This window comes from Amedibacillus sp. YH-ame6 (genome assembly GCF_053848845.1).
Window position 1 is genome coordinate 1 of sequence record NZ_JBSPEZ010000026.1, and the last position, 19,946, is coordinate 19,946.

Below are 19,946 nucleotides of genomic sequence, written 5' to 3' on the forward strand. Positions count from 1 at the left end.
ACCCCTACATGAATTACTAGTATATTTTCATAATGCTTTAATGAAAAAGGAAAGCTTTATCATTAAGATTTAGCACTTCCTAAAATATTTGTAAAAAAATTACACATTTATATTGACAAACCCCAACTATTGGATTGATTGAGTTTACACAAAAATATTTACACCCTCTTAATTGTTTTATTTTTTGTGTTTTTTAGTTATTTTGTCTGACCTTAATTGGTCTGTTATCGAGTAAAACACTTTTGGATTAAGAGAAAAAATACATCGTTTTCTAAATCTTACAAAATTAGACACACCATTTGAAACAGATAAATATGTTCGTATCTGTCCATTTATATTTTCTGATAATGCATTACTCAGTTTTCTTCCATCGATGGGTCTTTTAAAAGAATTGAGTATCTCAGTTCTCCAGTTCTTAAGGGTAATTATAAATCCATAATATTCTGAAAGATTCGCCTGAACAAATGCGTTTAAAATAGAATCAAACCACTGTTCACAATCATTTTCTGTAGCTTCTTTATTAAATTTAAGGTACATCTCTTTTAATCGGTAACCAAGTGTTAAATTTTCACTGATATTTAATATCATGTCAAGTAAATCACGTTTATTAAGTTTCTTTTTGAAGTGTTTATTATAAACTGGTTCATTATCTAGGAAGATATCTTTCTCAATCAAGTCTTTCCATGATTTCAAAAGATAATAACTACTGCTTGTAGAGTCGACTTGATATAGTATATTGAGTCGGATACAAGAAAAGCACTCATAAGGTGCTCAACAACATGAAATGGATCGATAGCTATAATCGCATTTTTAAAGTAACGTAGAGCAATTGCTTTATAAGGCTCCCACATATCGAGTGTAACGCATTTAACACGATTAAGTTCCACTTGAGGTATTTTGTCAAAGTAGCGTATAAGCTTCGCTTTAGAACGGGAGGGGAGTATTTCAAAAAGAGAACGTTGGGTATTATCGACCATAACACACAAGTATGCAGAATTGGAACGATGCGTCATCTTAGAATGAAGCTCATCTATGCCTATGGACTCAGGAAGCGTGATTCTAGGAAAATTAACAAAGCTATCAAAATAGCGCTGAACTTGAGTAATAGAGACATGGTTATTTTCAGCTACCATTTTATAAGTATAGTTTAGATTTGATAATTGTTTCATAATATTATATTGTTGAGAGAAAGATAAGAATTTTTGAAATTAGAAAAAAGAAAAAGAATTAGAGCCAGAAAAAGTTTTAATACACTCTAACATTTATACCAATTATTTTTGAAGACATTAATCGCTTTACGATCTGTAAGTTTTGAATGATTAATGATTTTAGGTCTGGATAAACCATTTGCATGAGAAGTGCCATGGCAATAAGGACAAGGCAAATTTTCTTTTACTAAAGTGATGTGAAATTCAGTGACATCATTAGAAGACAGAGAAAAAACGGAATCAATTTTAGTACTATCAATATTGAATAAATCTATGATAAAATCATACATGGGATTAGTCCCTCCTTCGTGTATATGTTTCTCGGCAAAGAAATCATATCATGAAGGGTTTTATTTTTGAAAATAGTAGCCACACAAAATGTTAAAGGCTAAAATAAATAGCAACTACAGAATTTATAGCGTAGCCACACCCACGCACTAATTTATTGCGCCATTATAAATAAAAAAAGCAGAGTTTCTGCTTTTTTGGTGTTTTTCAAAGTACATTTTCTAAATATCGTTATTTTCGAAGGAGAGAGATTAATTCCGCTGTACTTTAAAAGATTCTTTTTTTACTTCTATAACCTATAGTTTATTGTGATTCCTTAAGATTGTATATTCGAGTTCCCACATTGTAAAGAAAACACATTATGGATTGAATTATAATAGAAATTGTCAATACTAGAGTACCAGTAGATGTATTGATTTCAGTATTTGAGTATTGTGTAGAGAGGTTGCCCAATGTAACATTAACGCAATTCATATATGTAGTTGGTAGTACATGGGCGATTGATTTCATGCTATCAATTATTGTTGGCATATACGACAATCCTAATATAATACATGATACTAAGAAAAATAAATATACATCCTCTTTTACAATAATGGATAGTAAATAGGAAAAAAGAGTTATGCTTACAAAGAATAAAGCACCTAGGAAAAACCAATCTTTGATCAAACTAAGGACAGTAATTATAATCCATGAATCTGTATTTTTATCTAATAAGACAATTGGATAATTCCATCCACTATTGCCACTTAGTAATGTAGCTAGTAGGAAAGAGGAACATAGAATTATGGAGTACACAAGCAGAGAAAAAGCAATACCTACAAGAAGTTTTGACAGAACTATTTTTTTCTTGTCAATTGGAAGCAATATACTGATATTTTCTCCTTTTGAATAATCAAGTGTAAATACTTGTGATAAAATATATACACATAAGATTGTCATCAGAGTAGGTAGAATGATTTGCATCATCGAGGTCATAAACGTTAAACCAAAAATGGGGAAATCGCGTTCTTCATAAATTAAGTTATTTTCATTTAAATGTCTTATATAAACTAATTGAGAACCTACACCTATAGATGATATCTTAGTATCATCATTATTCATCATACTTGAAGCCTTATCTTCCATCTGCTTTTGATAGTTTAGCTCTTTGCTATATGCTTCATAAAACTTCGGCCAATTTTTTTCATCTATATATGAAATGATTTTTTTAAATGTTTTCGTATTAGATTTTGCAATTTTGATATTCGACTCATAGAATGAGTACTCTTCACTTCCATTTGGTAATTCTGACATTTTATTTGAATACATTTCCACTACTTCTAAGTCTGTTTTGATTTGAATTTCTAGTTTACTTCTTAATTCTCCTTGCGCACTTATATTCATTATCAAAAAAATGAATACTACAAAAACAGACAAGAAAACAAGTGTAATATTTGATGTTCTACATAGAACTCTTTTACTCAAAAATTTCGCATATTCAAACATTTATTTCACCTTCTCTAAAACAAACTTAGAACTTATATAATGGATAGTAAATAGTAAGAAATTACTAGCACATAAAATGATGACTCCATTTACAAAAGTTACATTCGAATTTTGTATGGTATTCATAAGCTCTCCACTTATAATTTTTAATGAAAAAAAGTACGTTGTTGGAGAAAAATGCATAACAGTGTATAATGGAACGATTGTCGTAGTTATCCACATTAAACTTAAAAGAACAGCTAGAGATACAATTAAACATGTCAATTGCCGTTTAAAAATCAAAGAAATGATGGAAACAGTATTCACAATAAAGAAAATAGAAAGTAGACTTATTAAAAGTACTTGTGGTAATACACTTATTATAGATATGTAAATACTTTCACCTTCTAGTGTATACGTTAATAACGGGGATTGAAGGTTTCCTAATTCATTACCAAATACTCCACAAACTATTGGTATAGCAATCAAAAACATGAAAATCAATATGCAACAAATTACACCAACTAACAGTTTATCTCTTTGTTTTTTTATTCTATTGATTGGTATTACATTATGAATATTCAAATCATTTTCATAACAAGAACTATACATATTTGAAGATATAAAAATCGACAGGAAGACTAGTATCAAAGGTAGATAGTCATTTAAGACCCTTATCATATAAGAGATTCCTTGTGTTGGAGCGAAACGCTCATCATATGTTAAATTGTGGCTTGCTCTATATTGTGCATATTTCTTATTGGTTTTTAGTGATCGAAGCAAATTGCTACTATAGTTTTCTTCATTGGCTAGTACTGTTTTCAAGGTGATTTCGGTAAGTTTGCAATCTGACTCATAGTATGTTTTCCAATTTTCGTTCTCATATGCTTCTAATCTTAGCTTAAGAAGTTTTCCTCTTTGTTCTGCGATTTCTATATTGTATTTTATATTTTGATATCGTTCACTACTTGGTTCATATTTCTTAATTTCTTCATTAAATCCAATGATATCTTTCTTTAACAATTCAATTTCTTCCATACTAGACTGTAAATTTTTTTTCAAAAAAGATGCTGTATTGAGATTCCCAATATATAGTATAACTAAGAAAATTGACACAAAAACAATAGGTACAAACATTAATTTCTTCTTTCTAATTTTTTTTAAAAGAAGAGAAAAATAAGTCATGATGACACCTCAACTAGCTTTGTATTATGTATTTGTAAAACACAATCACAATGCTGTACAATTTCATCTTTATAATGAGATGAAATCAATATTGTTTTTCCTTCTTCTTTTAGCTCAAGAATTTGGTGAAAAAAATGTTTTCGATTATCTTCATCAAGACCATTTGTGATTTCATCCATAATAAGATATTTCGCATCGCTTATGATGTATAGACCTATAACAAGTCTTTGTTTCATCCCTAAAGAATATTTTTTTATTGGTAATTTAATATAATCCTCCATACTCCAATCTTTTATTACATCATCAATTTTTTTATTTGACTTCCATATGTTTTTGACGAATTTCATATAATCGAGGCCATTTAAATTTTTATCTAACCATTCAATACTTTCAAAATAGAAAATATCCTTCATCATTTTTTCTGAAGAGTGCAAATCAAAAAGGACAATACCGTTTTTCCTTTTCCTCAGATTTACAAGTGTGCGAAATAATGTTGTCTTTCCGGATCCATTCTCTGCGACAATGCCATAAATTTTATTATCTAAAAAAATAAAGTTAACATCCGTAAGTATTTTATGTCTAGTTTCGATAGATAGATTTTTTAATTCAATCATATAATTACCCGCTTTCATATAAAATCAGCTAGAATAAACGACAGCTCTAGCTGATTAAGATAATAAGTGCTAAGAATAAATATTAAGATTAAAAAATTACCAATTTAGGTCGTAATTTTTATAGTAATGAACAACTTCCATTCTTACATAATTCCAGCCATTTGAAACTGCATTATCCGTAGTTTTATAACGTCTAGCATCATCAGCCACATTAATATATTTATGTCCAAAATCATTGCTAATCGTACCCAAAAGAGTATTATAATCATAATTATATGATTTTAATACTCTATATGTATATGCTGCATCTACACTTGTACTTAATCCAATCATTGCTACAAAGGTAAATGCAATTATTAAAAATGATTTTTTTATTTTTTTTCTTCATGATACCCCTCCTTAACATGATACAATTTAAACAAACAAAGTTTATTATTCCCTCACTAATTATCTACTTCAGTATATCACATATGACCTCAAAGTCAATATAAGTAATGGTTATGTAAAATGGTACGAATTCATTATCGAGGTTTTGGTTTTTAGCCTTGTTGCTTGAATAGTTGAAAATTATTTTTCTATAGAAAAAGGATATTGAGTATGATTTTCATTTATTGATGTGATGAAAAAAAGCAGAATTTCTGCTTTTTTTATCGTTCTATGAAACGATATCCTACACCAACCTCTGTTAATATATAATGTGGTCTAGAGCTATCTTCTTCTATTTTTCTTCTTAAATTTGCCATAAAGACACGTAAAGATTGCGAATCTTCACAGCTATTATAACCCCAAACTTTCTTTATAATGAAGCTGTGAGTTAATACTTTTCCTGCATTTTCTACAAGCAATGTTAATAACTTAAACTCAATTGGAGTTAAATGAATCTCTTTTTCATTTACACATACTTTATATTTTTCAAAGTCTATAAATAAAGCATCACAAGTAAACGTTTTTTCTTTCACAACGGAAGGGGATTTTTTTCGTAATGCAACGCGAACTCTCGCCAACAATTCATTGATATGAAAGGGTTTGGTAATATAATCATCAGCACCTGCATCTAGGGCATCGACTTTTTCTTTTTCTTGACCTCTAGCACTAACCACAATGATGGCCACTTCACTTTGTGCTCGTATTTGTTTTAATACTTCCATACCATCAATATCAGGTAATCCTAAATCCAAGAGAATCAAATCAGGATTATCGGTCATAAATAGGGATATTCCTTCAATTCCATGGGTTGTGTTAATGAGTTTGTATTGATTGGTTTCAAGGGAAAGACTTAAAAATTTAATAATATTTTTATCATCCTCGATCAATAAGATTTTTTCATTCATACTTGTTCCTCCTCTAGTGGTAAAATAAAGCCAAAGATTGCGCCGTGTCCTTCTTTACGATTGTGTGCAAATATTCTTCCATGGTGTGCTTCAATAATAGATTTACAAATGGATAAGCCTAGACCAACACCTCTTCGAGAATCTGAACGTTCTCGCTTGGTTGTCTCAAAGCTTTCAAATAACTTATCTTTGATATTTTCATCAATTCCTTCACCATCGTCCATAACTTCAAAAATTGCATGGTTATGTTTCCTACAACAACGTATTTCGATACGTGAACCATCATCGGTATGTTTGATAGCATTGTCTATAAAGTTTATGAGTACTTGTACAATGAGTTTTCCATCCATCTCAACGAGCGTTACTTGTTCAGGAAGCTTCATTTCAATGATATGTGCACCTCTTCTTGATTCACATACTTGTACAGCTTCACAAATAACATCATCCACGACTTCTTTTTGTCGTTTCAAGATAAGTTTTCCATCTTGTATTCGCGTCATATTTAATAGATTTTCTACAAGTTGCTCGAGCCATATCGCATCACTACTAATATTTTTCACAAGGGAATAAATAGATTCTTTCTCAAGAGTATCATAGTTATCCACGATGAGAGATGCAGAACCTGCAATACCTGTTAATGGCGTACGTAAATCATGAGAAATACTACGAAGTAAACTATTGCGAAGTTTTTCTTTTTCTATTTCAATTTTTGTTTCTTCTTGTTCTTCAAATAAACGCTCACGTTCAATCGCAATTACCATTTGAGACGTCATAGTCGTAATAAACATTTCTTGTTCTGTAGTCAATTCAGAAGTATATAGGGTAGCGTATACCCCAATGATTTCATCTTTATGAATCAATGGACGATATGTCCATCTCTTTTGTTCATAAAAGCTTGTGCCATGTCCACACTCACATCGATTATCAAAACACCATTTGGCGAGTGCTTCTTCACTATCTTTTCTCTCTTGTACATTGGAATCATTTTCAAAGCGAATGAGTTTTCTCTTCTTTCGATTAAAGTAATACACAACACTTATGATTTGTTGGTAATCATAAAGAGCTTTTAAACTTTTATCAATAATGTTATGTATACCGGTCAATTGAAAATACCCTCTACTCACTTCATAGAGAGCTTTTGTTTGGTATTCTTGTTGTTTCGCAATTCGTACATGCTTTTGTAACTGATTGATAAGTACCGCTGTAAAACAAGATACGAATAAGAAAATAATAATGGTCACAATATAGTTTTGATCATAGATTTGAAAGGAAAATGTAGGTTGTGTGAAAAAGTAGTTAAATGCAATGATGCTTAAGGTTCCAGCAGTGATCCCCCAAATAAAATTTTTGGATTGAATCATTATGAAAAGTACCCCTATAAGATAAATCATAACAACATTCTCAATACGAATATTCATATGAATCATAAGATTGGATACAATCGTACAAATAACGAGTATTACAAGTGTAAAAAGTAAATCTTTTAGGAAGTTATGTTTCATCTCATCACCTTTTCATAATTATATCAGTTTCTTGTTGGGATTAGTATATAAAAAGATGGTTCTGGTGTTAAGAACGTGTGAAGATTTTGTAGAAATAAACAAAATCAAATCGTTTTATGATGAAATTTATGCATTATGGGCTTCTTGGGTATAAGGAATGCATTGATGACTTTTAAAATCTAATATATATTCATGAGATAAAATCCATTCATGGGTATGGTAATCCCTTGTTCGAATGTAAAGGAAATCATGAAATAGTTGTAATTGATAGCCGACCTCTTCCTTTTTTTCTCCATATTGTGTATTCGTAAAAGAAGGCACATTGATTTCGAATAGCTTATGATCGCAATAGATAGTACATATCTCGTAACTATTATGGATATGAGCGCTTAAAAAGATTACAAGGGGATGTATATTTACGATCCTTGTAAGTTCATGACTTTGAAAACCCATTGTGTTTTCTGGAGTGTTCATATTTGGATGAGTATGCATCAAAGGATGATGACAACATATAAAGACAGGTTTATGAGGATCGGCTTTCTCTAGGTGTTCCTTTAACCAAAGGAGTTGTTGGGGACTATAATAGGCATGATTTTTATCAGGTTTTTCACTGTTCAATACATAAAAGGAAAACCCTTCTCTTTGTTCTTCATAATACAAGGTAGAATGATGTAAGAGAACAAGTTCTTTATAAAGAGGGTGTATATGCACTTGTGCTTTTTCTTTCATAGAATAAATGTCATGATTTCCTAAGGCAATCATATAGCGAATGGGATATTCCTTACATTGTTTAAGACATTGTTCTAATTGAAACATAAAACCCTGTGCACTTAAATCCCCTAATATAATTACATCTTTTACTTTACGTTCCCATATATCATCAAGTGCATTCTCTAATTTTCTATTGCGTTTTGGTAAGAGGACATGAAGATCTGCGAATACTTCAAAAGTAAGCAGACATGGTTCATTTTGCATACGATGTTCATAGCGTAGTGACAACTCTTTCATATAGCCAACTCCTTTTTCAATAGTATGAACCAATTTCCTAATAGCTATGTAGTTTTCTTATTTCTATCTTTTTTTTATTGTGTTACTATTAATACAAATAGAAAGAGAGGATTCATTCATGGATTATGCAAAAGAAGCAATGCGTATGCACGCAGAGTGGAAGGGAAAACTAGATATTCACTCAAAAGTAGCGATTAATACAAGAGATGACTTAAGTGTGGCATATACTCCAGGAGTAGCTGCTCCTTGTCTAGAAATACAAAAAGATGTAAACAAAAGCTATGAATTAACAGGTAGAGGTAATTTAGTTGCTGTAATAACAGATGGAACTGCAGTTCTTGGGTTAGGAGATATTGGTCCTGAAGCAGGAATGCCTGTTATGGAAGGAAAATGTGTTTTATTTAAAGAGTTTGGTGATGTGGATGCGATTCCACTTTGTATACGTAGCAAAGATACAGAAGAGATTATTCGTACGATTTCTTTATTAGCAGGAAGTTTTGGTGGAATTAACCTAGAAGATATTTCTGCTCCTCGCTGTTTTGAGATTGAAACACGTTTAAAGGAAATCTGTGATATTCCTGTATTCCATGATGATCAACATGGTACAGCTATTGTAACAGCTGCGGCTTTATGCAACGCAGTAAAATTAACAGGAAGAACAATGGGTTCTTTGAAGATGGTAATCAATGGTGCAGGATCTGCGGGTATTGCCATTGCGAAATTATTACTTACTATGGGATTTGGTGATGTTATTCTTTGTGATAGTAAAGGAATTGTATACAAAGGTAGAGCAGGATTAAACAACGAAAAACAAGAAATCGCAGAGATTACCAATAAAGATGGTTTACAAGGAAGTCTTGCGGATGCGATGAAGGGAAGCGATGTGTTTATCGGTGTATCTGCACCTGGTATTGTGAGTGAAGAAATGGTTGCGAGTATGAATGCCAAATCTATCGTATTACCAATGGCAAATCCAACACCAGAAATTATGCCTGATTTAGCAAAAAAAGCGGGTGCTTATATCGTAGGAACAGGACGTAGTGATTTTGCGAATCAAATCAATAATGTGCTTGCTTTCCCAGGAATTTTTAAAGGAGCATTGAGTGTCCGTGCAAGTGATATTAACGAAGAAATGAAAATAGCCGCAGCGTATGCAATTGCGGATATGGTAGGGGATAAGGTTAGTCCAGATTATATCATTCCTAGTGCACTTGATAAGAGTGTTGCGGATGGAGTGGCGAAAGCAGTAGCGAAAGCCGCAAAGGATAGTGGAGTTGCTAGAATATAAGTATTTAAAAAAGGCTATTTGCCTTTTTTTTGTAATTCTGATTTTTTCATGGCATATTGATAATGTAACAATCCCAACAATACAATGATACAACCAACCAATTTTTGGAATGAAAAGATTTGATATAAAAATAAATCCAATAACATACCACTTCCTAATTGTGCAATAAAGATGACAAGGGTTAACTGAATGGGAGCAACTTTATTTACGACAATATTTAAAATCATAATATTTACGACACCAATGACACCACCCAATAACATCCAATAGTTTGGTAACTGTGTGAGTTTTGATAAACTTTGTAGTGTAGGAAACGATAGGATTAACAATAAGATAAAACTTGTAATAAGACCTGTTAAGTAATTAAAGAAACTACTTTGGCTCGCACCTACATGTTTCGCTAAATAGGCGTTGATACTTCGTGCAGCGACAACGGTGATACCGGCCGTAAAGGCACATAGAACTTGAAAACATAACGTCATAACAACATCACCCCAATTCCAATAACGATAATTCCAAGGGATACTAGTTTGCTTTTTGTAATATTGCTTTGAACACTACCTAGCCAACCTTTTTGTTCTAGCACAAGAGATGCACATAACTGTCCTAAAAGTCCTAAAGCACTTACCAAAGAAGCGCCTATAGCTTCAATCGTGTATACATTAAAGAATACCGTCAATACACCAATCACACCACCCATATAGAAAAACCAAGGCAAATGATTATGAAATGGAATGCGAAGATGTTTCCATTTACAATACAACCAAATGGTAAGTAATCCTAAAATATGTATAACAAAAGTCGAAAGATAAATTCCTATGGCAGTGGATAATTGACCATTCCATGCCAACATAATGGTGCATATAATACCACTTAACATTGCTAATATCAGTTCCATGTACTCACCTCTTTGAAGAAAGTATAACGTAAGGATTGTATAATGAATATGACATATGTCATAATGTATACAGGTGATGAATATGAAAAAGACATTATCAGAGTATTTGCAAATGTATGATATACAAAATCATATGGGAAAAGAACTGATGCAACATTTAAAACTAAGGCATTATCAAAAAGGGGATTACTTGATGAATGCAGGTTCTCTTTTGAAGGAAATTGTGTTTATCGTGAATGGGAGAGCAAAAACATTATATATAACGCATAATGGAGAAAGTACGTTGCATTCTTTTTTGAACCCTTTTATGGTGATTGGAGATGTGGAATTCTTTCAACAACATCGAATCATCAACGATGTTATAGCGTTATGTGATATGGATTGCCTCATATTACCTATACAACATAAAGAGAGTATGTTAAAGGATGCGAATTTTATGTATATGTTAGCTTCTCAGTTGAGTCAGAAATTAATTCGTAGCAATCATAACAAATCTGTATCGTTGACTTATCCTGTTGAAAATCGTTTAGCAGCATATATTTGTGCAAGTATGAACCAAGGATATTTTTATGATAATCAGCAAGATGCCGCAGATATGATAGGTTGTAGCTATCGTCAACTGCAAAGGGTGTTGTGCAAGTTTATTAAGGAAGGATATATAGAAAAGAAGAAAAAGGGAGTTTATCAAGTTGTAAAAGAACAAGATTTAAGAGAATTGGGAAGCGATATTTATGTTTTTTAAGAAATATTTGTAAAAGAGCTTGACCTTCAAGTACCCTTAAGGTGTTTACTGAGAGTGAAAGCAGAGGGAATGTATATGAAAATCAAAGAAGTTGAAAGTAGCATAGGACTCAGTGCACACAATATTCGATTTTATGAAGAAATGGGTCTCATTAAAATAGAAAGAGATCCAGAGAATAAATATCGTGAGTTCACAAATGAAAATATAAAACGCTTAAAAGAGATAAAGCTATTTCGTAGTTTGGGTATTACTATGGAAGAGATTCGTAGATACTATGAACATGAGATAACATTAGAAGAACTTATGGAACATCAAGCAAAGGAATTGCAATCGCTCCATCATGAAATGCAAATGAAAGAGAAACTTTGTGAAGATATTCAAAAGAGTAAGATTCCACTAACCTCTTATACGATGGATCATTATGAAGATATCATTGTTCATAAACGTGAACACATACCGTTAGATAAAGCAGGGGATCTTATATCCTCTTGGAATAAAACGCAATACAGTAAAAAGCGATTGTTTTTTATAGCGTGTTGTATGTTTCCAATTTGCTGGATCCTTGTAGGCTTCTTTGTGGTGTTAACGTTAAATCTTATGGATCTCTCGCAGAACAAAGAGGCAAGTGAAACCTTTCCATTAGTTGTCATTGTAGTGACAACAATCATTGTTGCGGTGATTGGGTTCTTTTATTTCAATGTATCTATTTTCCTTCCTAGGGAATTGTATGAATTTAGAGAAAAGGGAATTTACTATGTGAAGAAACAAGATAAAAAAGGATATCCTAAAATGGTAAGTCAAATACGTAAAGGGAAGATTGAAGAAGCAATGAGCTTTTTGCCATATGAAGATATTGATGTATTTAAGGTGTGGTTTCATGTGGTTGCGAAGACACCAGTCAATGGTGCCAATGTATATCAAATTGATTTTTATGTCATCACAAGATTTGATGAAGTGATTCATATCCATACAGGGATGGTGGGTGTTAGTCAAGAAAAGGTACGCTTAACTGCAGAAATCTTAAAGGAACATGCGAAAACCATTCGTGATCCATTCAAAATTTTAGAACACATGGATCAATCGGATCAAGAATTTTATGATTTTTTAAATGAAGTATATCGTAGAAAAGAACATCTTAGAGTATTTGGAAGTATAAAATAAACGTTAGAGCGAATGTGCTCTAACGTTTTTATACCATCTTTTCTGGTACGATATAAGAATCAAATTCATCAGAAGTAAGTAGTCCTAAAGAGATACAAGCTTCTTTTAAAGAGATATTTTCTTTGTGTGCTTTCTTTGCGCATGCAGCAGCATTCTCATATCCAATATAAGGGTTTAATGCAGTAACTAACATTAAGGAATTGTGTAGATTGTAGTTCATCTTTTCTTCATCTGCCTGTAATCCTTCTATGCAGTGTACACGAATGGAGGTTAAGCCATCGCTTAACAAGGAAACGGATTGAAGAAAGTTATAAATAATAACTGGCATGAAGACATTGAGTTCAAAGTTACCTTGGCTTGCGGCAAATCCAATCGTCGCATCATTTCCCATAACTTGTGTAGCAACCATGGTTAAGGACTCACATTGTGTAGGATTTACCTTTCCAGGCATAATGGAACTTCCTGGTTCATTTTCTGGGATTTTAATTTCACCCAATCCACATCTTGGACCGCTTGCTAACCAACGAATATCATTCGCCATTTTCATAGCGTTTGCCGCAAGTGCTTTTAATGCACCATGTGCGAAACATATATCATCTTTTGATGATAAAGCATGAAATTTATTAGGATCAGATATAAAATATGTAGACAATTGTTCACTTAAGATGGCACTTACTTTTTCTCCAAATTGTTCAGGAGTATTGATGCCAGTACCAACTGCTGTTCCACCAATGGCAAGCTTGGATAAAGAATCGATGCTTTTTTGAATCATATCGATATTGTTTTCTAGCATTCCTCGCCAACCACTTATTTCCTGAGAAAAGCGCAATGGTGTCGCATCTTGTAGATGGGTACGTCCAATCTTAATAATATGTGCATGATCTTTCTCTAAGCGTTTTAGTGTTTGTATCATATCTTCTAGCGTTGGCAACAATTCTTTGCGAAGAGCTTGTATTGCAGCGATATGCATAGCCGTAGGGAAGGTATCATTTGAACTTTGACTTTTGTTTACATCATCATTAGGATGTAATAGTTTTTTTCCTGCAAGTATGTTTCCACGATTCGCAATTACTTCGTTCACATTCATATTGCTTTGTGTACCACTTCCAGTCTGCCATACAGATAAAGGAAAATGATCATCTAATTTACCAGTTAATATTTCCCCACAAACCTTAACAATCATCTCACATTTTTCTTCTTCTAATTTACCAAGTTCAAAATTTACTTTCGCACAAGCCATTTTTAGATGTGCAAATGCATAAATGATTTGCAACGGCATCTTTTCAATACCAATCTTAAAATTATCAAAACTACGTTGGGTTTGGGCACCCCAGTATCTATCTTCCTCTACGGCGATTTCACCCATTGAGTCATGTTCTATTCTTGTCTTCATCGTGTTCTCCTTTACGCATTCTATCTATCTTTCATTTTAACAAAATTCCCTTTGAAAAAAAAGGGATAGCTCAATAATCTTTTGTTTCACATTAGGAAACAAAAGTATATGACAAAACCGTAAGAAAGATGTAATAAACTTCATAGGACTTTCATTTTATATTCCTGTATACTGTAATCATAAAGGAGGTATCGTCATGAAAAAGACACTCATCGTTCTTGCGGCATTAAGCGTACCTTTTGTTTGTATGTTAGCACGAAAAAAGGTGAACACAAGACCATAATAAAGAGCCTGTTTACGAAACAGGTTCTTTTTATACCCTTTTATTGGAAATGTAGCGTATAATAGAGATAGAAAAAGAGGGGTTAAAATGGAACATAAAGCACGGTACTGTCCACAATGTGGATCCAAGACTAATGATATGCACTGCGATATTTGTGAACGTCTTACAAAACCAATAGAGGAACGTTACAAAGAAAAGGATTTAGACTTGGTTGCGGATGATATCGCATCCTTTGATCATATTCAAAGTACACATAAAGTAAATACTCATATTTATGAAAACAATCCAAAAGAAACACAAGAGGATTTGGATAGTGTTTCTCAAAATGTTTCCATGCACGCATTTAAGAATAGGAAATCCAATTCTAAAACATCTTCTTCCAGTCGTTCTTATCAACAAGTCAATATGCAAAACGATGTGTTGATGAAAATCATCGGAATTATCATTGTAGGAATCATAGGGTTTTGTATATTTTTGTTAATGGGTAGTGTATGAAATTAAGATATCGTAAGATGTCTTTTTCTTTATTTATGAATTGTTTATAAATGTTTTCGCTTGGATAGAGTATAATAAAGAAAATATTATGCATATAGTAGAGGATGAGGGATGTTTATGAAAAATACAATGAGTAAAAATATCTTTCAATTTATATTGTTAAGTGTTCTGATTGTTTTTGCGTTTTGGTTCGCATTAAAAGATGATATGAAAGAAGTACTAATTAATGTACGTCATGTGTCTATTTTCTGGTTGATTATTGTACTAGCAATGGGTGTTTTATATTATGCATTACAAGGGTATATGCTCTATACCATTGGGAAGAAGTATAAGCATGATTTGACCTTTTTGGATGGATTGGAAAATGCGTATTGTGCAGCGTTTTTTAATGGGGTAACACCACTGGGTGGAGGACAAGTCGCACAAGCCTATGTGTTTCATAAGAAACATGTGAGTTATCGCGATATCGCAAGTATTTTGTGGAAAGATTTTTTTGTTTATCAAAGTGTTGTAGTTTTATTTGCGCTTGTCTTGTTGTTGGTGTTTATGCCATTTTGTTTTGAAATGTTTCCACAATGGATTTGGTTGGTGTATTTGGGTTTGATCATTGATGCATCCGTGATTGTCATATTATGGACGATGTCTCATTTTCCTGCTTTGTATGCGAAGATTAGTAGTATCTTTGTGAATCTGTTACACCGTATGCATATTGTGAAGAATAAGAATGCGACTTTAGAGAAATGGAATTATCAAGTACATTATTTTGCGGATGAAGTGAAGAGTTTAAAGAAAGATAAGAAATTATTAATCAAAGGAATCTTAATTAATATATTTCGACAAGTCATTTATTATAGTATTCCATTCTTTGTAGGCATTGGATTGGGTATTCCTTTGGATATGGGAGACTTTATATTAGTTCTCTTATTGTCTTGTTGTATTCATATGTTGAATGCGCTTACTCCTTTACCAGGAGATACAGGATGGACAGAAAGTGTATTTATCATTATCTTTGGTTTTGTATTTCAAAGAGTGTACGCAAGTAGTATTATGATTCTTTGGCGTATGGCCACGTATTATATTCATATCATGATTGGAGGCATTACATTTTTAGTAGTGAAATCTAGAAAGAAGCAAATAGAGGGTACTAGTAGTACAAACGTATAGAAGCTGTGTACTTCCCTATAATGATTATGGAGAAATGAAGACGGATGACCTTAATCCGCCTTTTTTTTCGACATATTCTAGAGTGTGATGGAAACATCACCAAGAAAAAAAGGGGGGATTTCTATGTGTAATCGTTGTGGATGTCAATCTATGTTGTATGAAGAGTCAAGAGGATGTTCTAGATGCAATATGTGGGACAATCAAAACGTGCGTCAATTGGCTTGTGCTGCAGAACGTTTCGTTCGAGAAGAAAATCGCGAAATGAGATGTTGCGAACACCGTTGTGCTTGTCAATATCGTAATTGTGTGCACAGATGTCAAAGGGATTGTGACTAGTCGTTTGTAGTACATTGGTTCATTGTTTTTTCTTCTTTTCAAAATAGAAAAAAGAGGACGGGGGCTGTCCTCTTTTGATATTATTTTGTGAGTACCTTTTCGATTTCTACTACATACATCGTATGATAATCTTTTAATGGATAATTTTGTGGTAATAAATCTTTATCAATAAAACAATCTTCTTTTAATTCTTGTGCATATAGTTTACGACATAGTAATACCGTATTTGCCTCTTCAAAGTAAGGGGTGTTGTTTTCATATGCGACATGAAGATTTGATTTTGTTATTTTATCTTCCTCTTTTCCACTAACACTTCCCATATAAGAAAGCATTTTTCTTTCACTTTCATCAAAGAAGGCAAGAGATAAAGTGTCTCCTTGATCAATAAATTCTTTTGTGTAGCGTTGTGGACGTATAAAGATATAGGCAACATGTTTATTCCAAAGGATGCCTAAACCACCCCATGACGCCGTCATGGTATTCACTTGATCCCCTTGTGCAGCCGTTATTAACATCCATTCTTTTCCTATCATAGTGAATACATCACCATGTAATTCTTCTGGTCTTATTTCTTTCATATGTTTTATCCTTTCTTCTGTTTTTCTAATTATAGAGCACCTAATTTTAAAAGGCAAGTAAACTACGTATCTATCTTTACGAAGACATTATAAAGAAGGTACTGATTAAGTAAGAGCACCTACTTATAGCATAGTAAAATCTTTTTTGAAATAGAACAAAGTGTATTTATTTGAGGTGGAAATAATTAGAAAACTAACATTTGTCATTTTTTGATTAACAAATGTAAATGAAAAGTACTGACAATGTTCAGTATTTTTTAATTTATCAAATAGCTATAATGTAATCGCATTCAGAAGAACAAGATTGGAGGAGTTGTATGAAGTATGTCGTACTAGTATCTCATGGACAATTTGCGGAAGGTTTAAAAGAGACATTGATTATGTTTTTAGGAGAACGAGATGATGTTTTAGCGATTGGGTTGCATGTGGGAGAAGACGTGGATTCACTTGCGAAACGAATGGGAAACTTATTAGAAGCAATGAACACAAAGGATGAAGTGTTGGTGTTGGGCGATTTGATTGGAGGATCTCCACTAACAACCATGTTGGATTGTTTGGAACAAAAGGGATTATTACAGAACGCGGTTGTGCTTGGTGGGATGAACTTAGCAATGGCGTTAAATGCAATCCTTATGAAAGAAGATTTCACACAAGCAAAAGAAATGGCACTTAAAGAAGGAAAAGAAGCCATGAAAGAAATGATTTTAACAAACGAAGAAGAAGAGGACATATAGAGAGGAGGAATGTCATATGTCAATTTCATTTATTAGAGTAGACGATCGAATGATTCATGGACAAACCTGTACAAGATGGGCATTAGAATACCCTTGTGATGGGATCATAGCGGTCAATGACGCAGCCGCCAACAACAGCGTATTAAAGGCTGCCTATAAAGGAGCGAGTTCTAAGAAGACCTTTATTTGGACGATGGAGGATTGGAGAAATAAATGTCAAAAAGTATTAGATTCAAATGATCGATATTTTCTAATCACAAAGAATCCACTGGATATGGAGAAAATCTTAGTAGAACAAGGGTTACAATGCAATATCGAAAAAGTGGTAATTGGACCTTGTAATGATCGTGCGAATGCTATCAAATTAGGAAACAATCAATCTATTACACAAGAGGAAGCAGATGCTCTTGAACAGATTGAAAAACAAGGATACAAGGTAGAATTTCGTTTGTTGCCTGATGTATCTATTGGAGAATGGAATAAATTTAAAGGCCAGTTTGGCTATTAATTGAAAAGGAGAGAAATGATATGACAATTAATGTATTTCAAGCTTTCTTATTAGGCTTATTTGCTTGTTTGGCGAGCATGCCTGGAATGGGCGGGAGCGCTATTGGTAACTATACGTTAGGAAGACCTTTGATTGGAGGACTTGTATGTGGAATCATCTTGGGTGATGTTCGTACTGGGATTCTTGTTGGGGCTGCGATGCAATTATTATATATTGCCCTTGTAACACCTGGAGGAACAGTTTCTGCTGATGTCAGAGCAGTTAGTTATATTGGAATTCCACTTGCTATGTTGGCTTTAAACTCTTATGGATTGGATGCTGCAAGTGCAGATGGAAATGGATTAGCAACGAGTTTTGGTGCAATGGTAGGAACACTTGGAACAGTGTTATTCTATGGAACAGCAACTATGAACTTAATTTGGCAACATATCGGTTGGAAAGCGGTAGATAAAGGGGATTTCAAAAAACTGTATGTAGTAAACATGGGTTTACCTTGGATTTCTCATATCGTATGTTCTTTCATACCAACATTTGTTATTTGTTTGGCAGGAGCTGGTATGGTTGATACCATTAAAGAGGTATTACCAATGGATGGATTAGCTATGAAAACAATCTTTACCGTTGGATCTTTATTACCATGTGTTGGAATTGCGATTTTATTGAAACAAATCATCTTAAAGGGAACAGACTTCATTCCTTTCTTTGTAGGATTTGCGTTAGCAGCTTCTTTAGGAATTAATCTTGTAGTATCTACTATTATCGCATCTTTATTTGCCTATATGAATTACCAAATAAAAATCACGCAGATAGCAAAGAGCAGTAACGTGAGTGTTGATGAAGATGAAGAGGAGGATATTTAAATGAAAAAGCTATCAAAGAAAACCTTAAATAAATCATTTCGTAATTGGTACTATGGGCATCTTACATGTTTTTCACAAGAACATATGCAAACATTTGGATATCTATGTGCAATGTTACCTATCGTTGAAGAATTATACGATACAAAAGAAGAACAAATTGAAGCATTACAAACGTATACAGCATTCTTTAATACAGAGCCACAATTAGGAAGTGTTATTGTTGGAGTTAGCGTTGGGTTAGAAGAAGCGAAAGCAAATGGGGAAAATGTAGATGGAGAAACCATCAATGGTTTACGTGCTGGGTTAATGGGGCCTATTGCAGGTATTGGTGATTCCTTGGTTGTTGGTGTCCTAATTCCATTGATTCTAGGAATTGCGTTAGGACTATCTACGGATGGTTCACCAGTAGGAGCAATCTTCTATATCATCGTTTGGAATCTATTGGTTACTTTTGGAATGCGTATGCTTTATCTAAAGGGATATGAGTTTGGAGGGAAAGCAGTTGAATTTTTAACAGGAGAAAAATCAAAAGCTTTACGTGAATCTGTTATGATGTTAGGAAGTATGGTGATTGGGGCAGTTGCGGCAACATGGGTAAGTGTAAATACAGTATTTCAAATGACAAATCCTGATACAAAAGAACCATATTTGGTATTGAATGATCAAATCAACGCAGTCTTACCAAAAGGCTTAACAGCAATCTTCATTTTGTTCTGTTGGTACTTGATTGCGAAGAAAAAAGTGAGTCCTTTAAAGGTTATGTTATTGTTAGTTGTGATTGCTTTTGTAGGAGTTTTCTTTGGATTCTTCGATCCACAATTACAATATTAAAACGATGAGTCTTTGTTCTTTGAATAAAGACTTTTTGCGTAATCTACGGTATAATATAAAAAAAGAAAGAGG

The 19,946-nt window shown here is 33.0% G+C and carries 24 protein-coding genes; 10 read left to right on the top strand and 14 right to left on the bottom strand.

Annotation, left to right across the window (positions count from 1 at the left end):
• Window positions 1-177 precede the first annotated feature (177 nt).
• The 10 genes from ACWG0P_RS13575 to ACWG0P_RS13620 all read right to left on the bottom strand — a co-directional run bounded on the left by ACWG0P_RS13575 (window position 178) and on the right by ACWG0P_RS13620 (window position 8,603).
• Complete coding sequence (locus ACWG0P_RS13575; protein WP_455802177.1) at window positions 178-675, bottom strand: transposase; 498 nt, start codon at window positions 673-675, stop codon at window positions 178-180.
• Between the two features lie 14 nt (window positions 676-689).
• Entirely contained in the window at window positions 690-1,169 is a 480-nt protein-coding gene (locus ACWG0P_RS13580) for an ISL3 family transposase (protein WP_455802178.1), read from the bottom strand.
• Between the two features lie 86 nt (window positions 1,170-1,255).
• A complete protein-coding gene (locus ACWG0P_RS13585; RefSeq protein WP_455802179.1) occupies window positions 1,256-1,498 on the bottom strand; it encodes a hypothetical protein in 243 nt (80 codons plus the stop codon).
• Window positions 1,499-1,799: 301 nt separating this feature from the next.
• Window positions 1,800-2,882: a hypothetical protein gene (locus tag ACWG0P_RS13590; RefSeq protein WP_455802180.1), complete on the bottom strand. Its 1,083-nt coding sequence runs from the start codon at window positions 2,880-2,882 to the stop codon at window positions 1,800-1,802.
• A 102-nt stretch (window positions 2,883-2,984) separates the two neighbouring features.
• Window positions 2,985-4,001 (bottom strand): hypothetical protein, encoded by a 1,017-nt coding sequence (locus ACWG0P_RS13595; protein WP_455802181.1) that lies wholly within the window; start codon window positions 3,999-4,001, stop codon window positions 2,985-2,987.
• A 143-nt stretch (window positions 4,002-4,144) separates the two neighbouring features.
• The gene (locus tag ACWG0P_RS13600; RefSeq protein ID WP_455802182.1) at window positions 4,145-4,762 is read right to left on the bottom strand and encodes an ATP-binding cassette domain-containing protein; all 618 of its coding nucleotides are present in this window, start codon (window positions 4,760-4,762) and stop codon (window positions 4,145-4,147) included.
• Between the two features lie 96 nt (window positions 4,763-4,858).
• Complete coding sequence (locus tag ACWG0P_RS13605; RefSeq protein WP_455802183.1) at window positions 4,859-5,095, bottom strand: hypothetical protein; 237 nt, start codon at window positions 5,093-5,095, stop codon at window positions 4,859-4,861.
• A gap of 314 nt (window positions 5,096-5,409) precedes the next feature.
• Window positions 5,410-6,093 carry a response regulator gene (locus ACWG0P_RS13610; RefSeq protein WP_455802184.1) on the bottom strand — a complete coding sequence of 228 codons (684 nt, stop codon included), beginning with the start codon at window positions 6,091-6,093 and terminating at the stop codon, window positions 5,410-5,412.
• Entirely contained in the window at window positions 6,090-7,595 is a 1,506-nt protein-coding gene (locus ACWG0P_RS13615) for an ATP-binding protein (protein WP_455802185.1), read from the bottom strand. Before ACWG0P_RS13615 ends, ACWG0P_RS13610 begins: the two co-directional genes overlap by 4 nt.
• Before the next feature lie 126 nt (window positions 7,596-7,721).
• Complete coding sequence (locus ACWG0P_RS13620; protein ID WP_455802186.1) at window positions 7,722-8,603, bottom strand: metallophosphoesterase family protein; 882 nt, start codon at window positions 8,601-8,603, stop codon at window positions 7,722-7,724.
• Between the two features lie 118 nt (window positions 8,604-8,721).
• Between ACWG0P_RS13620 and ACWG0P_RS13625 the strand changes: the two genes are divergently transcribed.
• A complete protein-coding gene (locus ACWG0P_RS13625; protein WP_455802187.1) occupies window positions 8,722-9,891 on the top strand; it encodes an NAD(P)-dependent malic enzyme in 1,170 nt (389 codons plus the stop codon).
• A gap of 14 nt (window positions 9,892-9,905) precedes the next feature.
• On the opposite strand, the gene ACWG0P_RS13630 is transcribed toward ACWG0P_RS13625, so the two are convergent.
• Both ACWG0P_RS13630 and ACWG0P_RS13635 read right to left on the bottom strand, forming a co-directional pair.
• A complete protein-coding gene (locus ACWG0P_RS13630; protein ID WP_455802188.1) occupies window positions 9,906-10,373 on the bottom strand; it encodes a DMT family transporter in 468 nt (155 codons plus the stop codon).
• Window positions 10,370-10,789 carry a DMT family transporter gene (locus ACWG0P_RS13635; protein WP_455793207.1) on the bottom strand — a complete coding sequence of 140 codons (420 nt, stop codon included), beginning with the start codon at window positions 10,787-10,789 and terminating at the stop codon, window positions 10,370-10,372. Before ACWG0P_RS13635 ends, ACWG0P_RS13630 begins: the two co-directional genes overlap by 4 nt.
• Window positions 10,790-10,871: 82 nt before the next feature.
• Here ACWG0P_RS13635 and ACWG0P_RS13640 point away from each other — a divergent pair, with 82 nt between their 5' ends.
• Together ACWG0P_RS13640 and ACWG0P_RS13645 are read left to right on the top strand one after the other, a co-directional pair.
• Window positions 10,872-11,531 (top strand): cyclic nucleotide-binding domain-containing protein, encoded by a 660-nt coding sequence (locus tag ACWG0P_RS13640; RefSeq protein ID WP_455802189.1) that lies wholly within the window; start codon window positions 10,872-10,874, stop codon window positions 11,529-11,531.
• Window positions 11,532-11,606: 75 nt separating this feature from the next.
• Window positions 11,607-12,692 carry a MerR family transcriptional regulator gene (locus tag ACWG0P_RS13645; RefSeq protein ID WP_455802190.1) on the top strand — a complete coding sequence of 362 codons (1,086 nt, stop codon included), beginning with the start codon at window positions 11,607-11,609 and terminating at the stop codon, window positions 12,690-12,692.
• Between the two features lie 28 nt (window positions 12,693-12,720).
• Here ACWG0P_RS13645 and fumC read toward each other — a convergent pair whose 3' ends face one another.
• Entirely contained in the window at window positions 12,721-14,085 is a 1,365-nt protein-coding gene (fumC, locus tag ACWG0P_RS13650) for a class II fumarate hydratase (RefSeq protein ID WP_455802191.1), read from the bottom strand.
• 370 nt (window positions 14,086-14,455) lie between these two features.
• Here fumC and ACWG0P_RS13655 point away from each other — a divergent pair, with 370 nt between their 5' ends.
• From ACWG0P_RS13655 to ACWG0P_RS13665, 3 genes are all read left to right on the top strand, one after another.
• Window positions 14,456-14,863: a hypothetical protein gene (locus tag ACWG0P_RS13655; protein ID WP_455802192.1), complete on the top strand. Its 408-nt coding sequence runs from the start codon at window positions 14,456-14,458 to the stop codon at window positions 14,861-14,863.
• 117 nt (window positions 14,864-14,980) lie between these two features.
• Window positions 14,981-16,027 carry a lysylphosphatidylglycerol synthase transmembrane domain-containing protein gene (locus ACWG0P_RS13660; protein ID WP_455802193.1) on the top strand — a complete coding sequence of 349 codons (1,047 nt, stop codon included), beginning with the start codon at window positions 14,981-14,983 and terminating at the stop codon, window positions 16,025-16,027.
• Window positions 16,028-16,150: 123 nt separating this feature from the next.
• Window positions 16,151-16,363 (top strand): hypothetical protein, encoded by a 213-nt coding sequence (locus tag ACWG0P_RS13665; RefSeq protein ID WP_455789620.1) that lies wholly within the window; start codon window positions 16,151-16,153, stop codon window positions 16,361-16,363.
• 80 nt (window positions 16,364-16,443) lie between these two features.
• Here the strand turns inward: ACWG0P_RS13665 and ACWG0P_RS13670 are convergent, their stop codons facing one another.
• Complete coding sequence (locus ACWG0P_RS13670) at window positions 16,444-16,941, bottom strand: flavin reductase (protein ID WP_455802194.1); 498 nt, start codon at window positions 16,939-16,941, stop codon at window positions 16,444-16,446.
• 317 nt (window positions 16,942-17,258) lie between these two features.
• On the opposite strand from ACWG0P_RS13670, the gene ACWG0P_RS13675 reads away from it, so the two are divergent.
• The 4 genes from ACWG0P_RS13675 to ACWG0P_RS13690 are packed head-to-tail and all read left to right on the top strand — an operon-like array spanning window position 17,259 to window position 19,874.
• Entirely contained in the window at window positions 17,259-17,675 is a 417-nt protein-coding gene (locus ACWG0P_RS13675) for a PTS sugar transporter subunit IIA (protein ID WP_455802195.1), read from the top strand.
• Window positions 17,676-17,691: 16 nt separating this feature from the next.
• Window positions 17,692-18,183 (top strand): PTS system mannose/fructose/N-acetylgalactosamine-transporter subunit IIB, encoded by a 492-nt coding sequence (locus ACWG0P_RS13680; protein WP_455802196.1) that lies wholly within the window; start codon window positions 17,692-17,694, stop codon window positions 18,181-18,183.
• A 20-nt stretch (window positions 18,184-18,203) separates the two neighbouring features.
• Window positions 18,204-19,043 carry a PTS mannose/fructose/sorbose/N-acetylgalactosamine transporter subunit IIC gene (locus ACWG0P_RS13685; RefSeq protein WP_455802197.1) on the top strand — a complete coding sequence of 280 codons (840 nt, stop codon included), beginning with the start codon at window positions 18,204-18,206 and terminating at the stop codon, window positions 19,041-19,043.
• On the top strand, window positions 19,044-19,874 hold the full coding sequence (locus tag ACWG0P_RS13690) for a PTS system mannose/fructose/sorbose family transporter subunit IID (protein ID WP_455789614.1): 831 nt from the start codon (window positions 19,044-19,046) through the stop codon (window positions 19,872-19,874).
• The last annotated feature ends 72 nt before the right edge of the window (window positions 19,875-19,946 follow it).

Coding starts and splice junctions, on each gene's coding strand:
- ACWG0P_RS13635 (WP_455793207.1), bottom strand. CDS start 10,789: ATGGAACTGATATTAGCAATGTTAAGTGGTATTATATGCACCATTATG.
- ACWG0P_RS13655 (WP_455802192.1), top strand. CDS start 14,456: ATGGAACATAAAGCACGGTACTGTCCACAATGTGGATCCAAGACTAAT.
- ACWG0P_RS13605 (WP_455802183.1), bottom strand. CDS start 5,095: ATGATTGGATTAAGTACAAGTGTAGATGCAGCATATACATATAGAGTA.
- ACWG0P_RS13640 (WP_455802189.1), top strand. CDS start 10,872: ATGAAAAAGACATTATCAGAGTATTTGCAAATGTATGATATACAAAAT.
- ACWG0P_RS13580 (WP_455802178.1), bottom strand. CDS start 1,169: ATGAAACAATTATCAAATCTAAACTATACTTATAAAATGGTAGCTGAA.
- fumC (WP_455802191.1), bottom strand. CDS start 14,085: ATGAAGACAAGAATAGAACATGACTCAATGGGTGAAATCGCCGTAGAG.
- ACWG0P_RS13660 (WP_455802193.1), top strand. CDS start 14,981: ATGAAAAATACAATGAGTAAAAATATCTTTCAATTTATATTGTTAAGT.
- ACWG0P_RS13670 (WP_455802194.1), bottom strand. CDS start 16,941: ATGAAAGAAATAAGACCAGAAGAATTACATGGTGATGTATTCACTATG.
- ACWG0P_RS13645 (WP_455802190.1), top strand. CDS start 11,607: ATGAAAATCAAAGAAGTTGAAAGTAGCATAGGACTCAGTGCACACAAT.
- ACWG0P_RS13665 (WP_455789620.1), top strand. CDS start 16,151: ATGTGTAATCGTTGTGGATGTCAATCTATGTTGTATGAAGAGTCAAGA.
- ACWG0P_RS13610 (WP_455802184.1), bottom strand. CDS start 6,093: ATGAATGAAAAAATCTTATTGATCGAGGATGATAAAAATATTATTAAA.
- ACWG0P_RS13630 (WP_455802188.1), bottom strand. CDS start 10,373: ATGACGTTATGTTTTCAAGTTCTATGTGCCTTTACGGCCGGTATCACC.
- ACWG0P_RS13590 (WP_455802180.1), bottom strand. CDS start 2,882: ATGAATATAAGTGCGCAAGGAGAATTAAGAAGTAAACTAGAAATTCAA.
- ACWG0P_RS13680 (WP_455802196.1), top strand. CDS start 17,692: ATGTCAATTTCATTTATTAGAGTAGACGATCGAATGATTCATGGACAA.
- ACWG0P_RS13585 (WP_455802179.1), bottom strand. CDS start 1,498: ATGTATGATTTTATCATAGATTTATTCAATATTGATAGTACTAAAATT.
- ACWG0P_RS13600 (WP_455802182.1), bottom strand. CDS start 4,762: ATGATTGAATTAAAAAATCTATCTATCGAAACTAGACATAAAATACTT.
- ACWG0P_RS13620 (WP_455802186.1), bottom strand. CDS start 8,603: ATGAAAGAGTTGTCACTACGCTATGAACATCGTATGCAAAATGAACCA.
- ACWG0P_RS13675 (WP_455802195.1), top strand. CDS start 17,259: ATGAAGTATGTCGTACTAGTATCTCATGGACAATTTGCGGAAGGTTTA.
- ACWG0P_RS13625 (WP_455802187.1), top strand. CDS start 8,722: ATGGATTATGCAAAAGAAGCAATGCGTATGCACGCAGAGTGGAAGGGA.
- ACWG0P_RS13595 (WP_455802181.1), bottom strand. CDS start 4,001: ATGGAAGAAATTGAATTGTTAAAGAAAGATATCATTGGATTTAATGAA.
- ACWG0P_RS13615 (WP_455802185.1), bottom strand. CDS start 7,595: ATGAAACATAACTTCCTAAAAGATTTACTTTTTACACTTGTAATACTC.
- ACWG0P_RS13690 (WP_455789614.1), top strand. CDS start 19,044: ATGAAAAAGCTATCAAAGAAAACCTTAAATAAATCATTTCGTAATTGG.
- ACWG0P_RS13685 (WP_455802197.1), top strand. CDS start 18,204: ATGACAATTAATGTATTTCAAGCTTTCTTATTAGGCTTATTTGCTTGT.